This window comes from Rhodococcus sp. P4_F3_2 (assembly GCF_056401335.1).
This window is the reverse complement of record NZ_JBFUJN010000253.1, coordinates 1-401: the sequence shown is the minus strand read 5'-3', so window position 1 is coordinate 401 and position 401 is coordinate 1. Positions and strand designations below refer to the sequence as shown.

Annotated in this window: 1 protein-coding gene; it reads left to right on the top strand. The window is 31.4% G+C overall.

Features of this window, described 5'->3' with window-relative positions; all coding sequences use genetic code 11:
- Window positions 1–133 precede the first annotated feature (133 nt).
- Window positions 134–401, top strand: a 268-nt coding sequence (locus tag AC1DWA_RS33620) for a LysE family translocator (RefSeq protein ID WP_477917859.1), incomplete at its 3' end; no start/stop codon positions are given.

Here is a 401-nt window from a genome sequence, read left to right as displayed (position 1 = left end):
CATATAATACAAGGTAAGAATTATAGATACAGAACTATTTTAATTGAGGAGCAATTACATAGTGGAAAACTTTTATTTGTTCGTAATTACATGTGTATTTCTAATTATTTTACCTGGTCCAGATACTGCTATCATGACAAAAAACACTCTTACTGTTGGAAAACAGGGAGGTTTTAAAACAATGATTGGGATTTGTTGCGCGTTATCTATTCATACATTAACTGCTATTGTAGGGCTTTCGGCGATTATTGCGAAATCAGCTCTGTTATTTTCGATCTTCAAATATATTGGTGCGGTGTACTTAATTTATTTAGGTATCAAGTCACTATGGACATTGAGAAATCAAGAAACAACTGAAACGGTTGTCAAAATTAAGTATAAAAATACGTCTTCTTTTAAAC